The 5,244-nt window shown below is 69.9% G+C and carries 6 protein-coding genes; all 6 read left to right on the forward strand.

The window, feature by feature from the left end; all coding sequences use genetic code 11:
• On the forward strand, nucleotides 1-582 hold a 582-nt coding region (locus EPN98_RS10445), incomplete at its 5' end, for a radical SAM protein (RefSeq protein ID WP_293362635.1).
• Entirely contained in the window at nucleotides 579-1,544 is a 966-nt protein-coding gene (locus EPN98_RS10450; RefSeq protein ID WP_293362636.1) for a PhoH family protein, read from the forward strand. The genes EPN98_RS10445 and EPN98_RS10450, both read left to right, overlap by 4 nt.
• Nucleotides 1,545-1,597: 53 nt before the next feature.
• On the forward strand, nucleotides 1,598-2,011 hold the full coding sequence (ybeY, locus tag EPN98_RS10455; protein ID WP_293362640.1) for an rRNA maturation RNase YbeY: 414 nt from the start codon (nucleotides 1,598-1,600) through the stop codon (nucleotides 2,009-2,011).
• Nucleotides 1,998-2,894, forward strand: coding sequence for a hemolysin family protein (locus tag EPN98_RS10460; RefSeq protein ID WP_293362637.1), 897 nt, complete (start codon nucleotides 1,998-2,000; stop codon nucleotides 2,892-2,894). Before ybeY ends, EPN98_RS10460 begins: the two co-directional genes overlap by 14 nt.
• A complete protein-coding gene (gene lnt, locus EPN98_RS10465) occupies nucleotides 2,895-4,481 on the forward strand; it encodes an apolipoprotein N-acyltransferase (RefSeq protein ID WP_293362638.1) in 1,587 nt (528 codons plus the stop codon).
• Between the two features lie 99 nt (nucleotides 4,482-4,580).
• On the forward strand, nucleotides 4,581-5,244 hold a 664-nt coding region (locus EPN98_RS10470; RefSeq protein WP_293362639.1), incomplete at its 3' end, for an S-adenosylmethionine synthetase N-terminal domain-containing protein.

A 5,244-nucleotide genomic window follows, 5' to 3' on the forward strand; every position in this document is an offset into this window, starting at 1 on the left:
GTTCATCGCCTTCAGGATCTTGTCCGATCCAGCCTGCACCGGCAGGTGCAGGTTGGATCGGACAAGATCCTGAAGGCGATGAACCGCGCGCATACCGCCGAGAGCTATGTGCGGGTGATCGAGAAGATCCGCGCCGCCCGGCCCGACATCGCCATCTCGGGCGACTTCATCGTGGGCTTCCCGGGCGAGCGCGACGCCGACTTCGAGGCGACGCTGCAGCTGGTCCGCGAGGTCGGCTACGCCAGCTGCTTCTCGTTTAAGTATTCCCGCCGCCCGGGCACGCCCGCGGCCGCCATGCCGGGCCAGGTGGCCGAGGCGGTGAAGGACGAGCGGCTGGCGCGCCTGAACGCCCTGCTGGACGAGCAGCGCATGGCGTTCAACGCCGCCACCGCCGGTCGCGTCGTGAACGTGCTGTTCGAGAAGGCCGGCCGCCAAGCCGGCCAGCTGATCGGCAAGAGCCCCTATCTGCAGGCCGTCCACGTGACCGCGCCGGATCGGATGCTGGGCCAGATCGTTCCGGTGAGGGTGGAAACCGCCCATCAGAACAGTCTGTCGGGCGTGCTTGAACTGGAACCCGCGTGAGCCGAGCGCCCGAATTCGTCCCGCTGTCCGACGAGGCCCTGCGGGCGGTCGCCGGCGCCAACAGCCGCCATGCCGCCCTGATCGAGGACGCGTTCGGCGTCCTGCTGGAAACCCCGGGTGGCGGCGTCTCGCTGTCGGGGGATGCGAAGTCGCGCGGCGCGGCCAAGAAGGCGGTGCAGGCGATCGCGGCCCGCGCCGACCATGGCCTGGAGATCGGCGAGGCCGACGTGCGCGTGGCCATCGGCCAGGCCCGCTCGGGCGCGCCGGCCGCCAACCCGGGCGCAGGAAACGCCCTGCCGATCGGCCGCCGCGGCCAGGTGGCGCCCAAGACGCCCACCCAGGCGCGCTACCTCGAGGCGCTGAACCGCAACGAGCTGGTGTTCGGGCTGGGCCCGGCCGGCACGGGCAAGACGTTCCTCGCGGTGGCGCACGGCGCCGGCATGCTGCTGCGCGGCGCGGTCGACCGCCTGATCGTCTCCCGCCCTGCCGTCGAGGCCGGCGAACGCCTGGGCTTCCTGCCGGGCGACATGAACGAGAAGGTCGACCCCTACATGGCGCCGGTCTGGGAGGCGCTGACCGACATCCTGGGCGCCGAGCAGCTGCGCCGTCGCCGCGAGAAGGGCGAGATCGAAGTCGCGCCCATCGCCTTCCTGCGCGGCCGTACGCTGAGCCACGCCTTCGTCATCGTCGACGAGGCCCAGAACGCCAGCCGGGCGCAGATGAAGATGGTGCTGACCCGCCTAGGCGAAGGCGCTCGGATGGCCGTCACCGGCGACCCAACCCAGATCGACCTGCCGAATCCGCGCGACTCGGGCCTCGCCCATGCCGTGGGCCTTCTGGAAGGGGTCGAGGGCATCGGGATCATCCGCTTCAGTTCGGAAGACGTGGTCCGCCACCCGCTGGTCGAGCGGATCGTGCGCGCCTACGACGCCGACGCGGCCCGGGTTGGACGCACGGTTTGATCGACGTCGAGATCGAAGACCCGGCCTGGACCGAGGCCCTTCCGAAGGCCGAGATGCTGGCCCGCGGCGCGGCGCTGGCCGCGCTGGACAAGGAGGAGGCGGGCCATGAGGGCGTCACCATCCTGCTGACCGACGACGAGAGCGTGCGCGCGCTGAACGCCCAGTTCCGCGGCCAGGACAAGCCGACCAACGTCCTGAGCTTCCCGGCCCCCGACAACCCCGAGCGGTTCGCCGGCGATATCGCCCTGGCCTACGGCGTTTGCGCCCGCGAAGCGGCCGAACAGGGCAAGTCCCTGGCGCAGCATCTGCAGCACCTGACGGTGCATGGCGTTCTGCACCTTCTCGGATACGATCACATCGGCGATGATGAGGCCGAGGTCATGGAAGACCTTGAGCGTGCGGTGCTGGCCGACCTGGGGGTTCCCGACCCTTATGCGGCCGGCGAAGGAGAGCATGAGCGACCCTGACCCTTCCAGTCGTAAGAGCCCGAGCCATCGGCGCGGGCTCGTTGGACTGTTCGATTTCTTCCGTCGGACGGCCGAGCACGCCGCCGACGAAGCCCCCGAACCCTTGACCGAAAGCGGCGGCGAGCTGGTCACCCAGGCGCGCGCCTTCCAGGACCTGCGCGTCGAGGACGTGATGATCCCGCGCGCCGACATCGTGGCGATCGAGCGCAGCTGCACGTTCGAGGACGTGGTGGCCCGGTTCATCGACGCCGAGCACAGCCGCATGCCGGTCTACAAGGAGACGTTGGACGAGCCGGTGGGTGTGGTCCACGTGAAGGACGTCTTCAAGCTGCTGGCCCGCAAGACCCGTGCGCCGAAGCCGGAGGACAAGGTGCTGACCGGCCGCCACCACCTGGTGCGCGAGGTGCTCTATGTGCCGCCGTCGATGGCGGCGGCGCGGCTGATGGCGACCATGCGGGCCAAGCGCATCCACATGGCCCTGGTCATGGACGAATTCGGCGGCGTCGACGGCCTGGTGACCCTGGAGGATTTGCTCGAAAGCCTCGTGGGCGAGATCGCCGACGAGCACGACGAGGAGGGCGACCAGGCCTACATGCCGATCGTCAGCGACGACGAGGGCTGGATCGTCGACGGACGCGCCCCGCTGGAAGAGCTGGAGCACGCCATCGGGCATGGCGTCGACCTGGCGCCCGAGGATCTGGACGAGGAAATCGACACGGTGGCGGGCCTGGTCAACGCCCTGGCCGGCCGGGTGCCTCAGAAGCGCGAGCGGATCGGGCATCCCGACGGCTTCGAGTTCGAGGTTCTGGCCGCCGATCCGCGCCGGCTGAAGCGCGTGCGCGTGCGCAGGCCGCCCGTGCCCGAAATGTCCGCCGAGGCCTGAGTGAGCCGTCCGCGCTGGTATGCGCCCATGACGGCCCTGCTGGCGGGGCTGGCCGCGGGGCTGGCGCACCCGCCCTTCGGCCTGATCCTGGGCCTCCTGGGCTATGCCGTCCTGCTGCTGCGGCTGGAGACCGTGGGCGAACGCCCTCGGCGCTCGGCCTTCCTGATGGGTTGGTTGGCGGGCCTCGGTTACTTCGGCCTCTCCACCTGGTGGATCGCCGAGCCGTTTCTGGTCGACGTGGCGATCCACGGCTGGATGGCCCCCTTCGCCGTCGTGCTGATGGGCGGGGGGCTGGCGCTGTTCTGGGGGGCGGCGGGCCTGGCCTACCGGTGGCTGCGGCCGCGCAGCGCCTGGAAGCCTCTGGTGTTCGCGGGCTGCTTCGCCGCCGCCGAATGGCTGCGCGGGCACATCCTCACCGGGCTGCCCTGGAACCTGGTCGGCGAAAGCTGGCGGGCGGGCAGCGCGCCGTCGCAAGCCGCCGCGCTGGTGGGGTCGTACGGCCTGACCTGGATCACGCTGGCCATCGCCTCGACCCCGGCGCTGCTGGTGCTGCCGGTCCGTCGTCTGGCCCAGGCCGGGATGCTGGTGCTGGGCGGCATTGCGCTGACGGGCCTCTACGCTGGCGGCGCGGGGCGGCTGGCCGCGGCGCCGCGGCCGACCTTCGCCAAGGACGCGCCAGTGATCCGCGTCGTCCAGGCCAACATCGACCAGAAGGAAAAGTGGAAGCCCGAGAACCTCGACGAGGTGTTCAACGCCTACGTGGACCTGTCGCGGCGAGCACCCACACCCGAACGGCGGGCGCCGGCGCGCCAGCCCGACATCGTGATCTGGCCCGAAGGAGCCCTGCCGGCGGTGATCGACGAGTTCATCGCCGATCCGGTCTATGGTCCGCGGCTGCGCGACGCGATCCGCCCGGGCCAGACGCTGCTGATGGGCGCCAACCGCGTCGAGCCGGCGGGCGGGGGCGACTACCGCTACTTCAACACCCTGGTCGCGTTCCGCCGCGAGGACAGCGCGCTGCGGGTCACCGGCTTCTACGACAAGCATCGACTGGTGCCGTTCGGCGAATTCATCCCGCTGGGCGACCTGGCGGGCCGGCTGGGCATCCGCTCGCTGGTCCACATGCCCGAGGATTTCACCGCCGGCCCGCCGCCCCGGCCGCTGATCGTGGCGGGCGTTCCCGCCGTCCAGCCGCTGATCTGCTATGAGGCGCTGTTCCCGGGCCTGGCGATCGGCCCGCGGCCGAAGTGGATCCTCAACGTTTCCAACGACGCGTGGTTCGGGCGCACCAGCGGCCCTTGGCAGCACCTGAACATCGCCAGCTATCGCGCCATCGAGGAGGGCCTGCCCATCATCCGCGCCACGCCCACCGGCGTCTCGGCGGTGATCGACCCCCAGGGCCGCATCCTGCCCGGCAAGTCGCTGGGCCTGGGCAAGTTCGGGATCATCGACTCCAGGCTGCCGTCGCCGGCCCCGCCCACGCCCTACAGCCGCTGGGGTGACGGGCCGTTCGCAGGCCTGCTGCTGACGTCCGCGCTGGCGTGGGGCGTGGGTCGTCGGCGCCGCCCGCGGCAAGCCGCCAACTAGTTTTCCGCGCGCTTGGCATCACATAAAGATTTCTTTATAGGCTTGCGCCCTACATCCAGGCTGCGCCGCCGTTAGACGCCCACATCCGGAGCCTTTTCCTTGAGCCGTTCCAGCTACATCTTCACCAGCGAAAGCGTGTCCGAAGGCCATCCCGACAAGGTTGCCGACCGCATCTCGGACACCGTTGTCGACGCCTTCCTGAGCGTTCAGCCCGAGGCGCGTGTCGCCTGCGAAACCCTGGTGACCACCAACCGCATCGTGCTGGCGGGCGAAGTCCGCGCCGGCAAGCCGGGCGGATCCAAGGCCGACAACAAGGCCCTGACCAAGGAGATCGTGAAGTCGCTCGAGCCCAAGGTTCGCGCCGCGATCAAGGATATCGGCTACGAGCAGAAGGGCTTCCACTGGCAGAAGGCGAAGTTCGCGTGCCACCTGCACGAACAGTCGGCCCATATCGCCCAGGGCGTGGACGCGTCCGAGAAGAAGGACGAAGGCGCCGGCGACCAGGGCATCATGTTCGGCTACGCCTGCGACGAGACCCCGGCGCTGATGCCGGCCACGCTGCAGTACAGCCACGACATCCTGAAGAAGCTGGCCGAAGTCCGTCACTCGGGCGAGTGCCCGGTGCTCGAGCCCGACGCCAAGAGCCAGGTCACGGTCCGCTATGAGGACGGCCGCCCGGTCGAAATCATGCAGATCGTCGTCTCGACCCAGCACAAGAAGCGGATCGGCCTGCACATGGCGACGCCGAAGCGCCTCGAGGCGG

The sequence above is a fragment of the Phenylobacterium sp. genome, from assembly GCF_004299445.1.
In the GTDB taxonomy this organism is placed as follows: domain Bacteria; phylum Pseudomonadota; class Alphaproteobacteria; order Caulobacterales; family Caulobacteraceae; genus Phenylobacterium.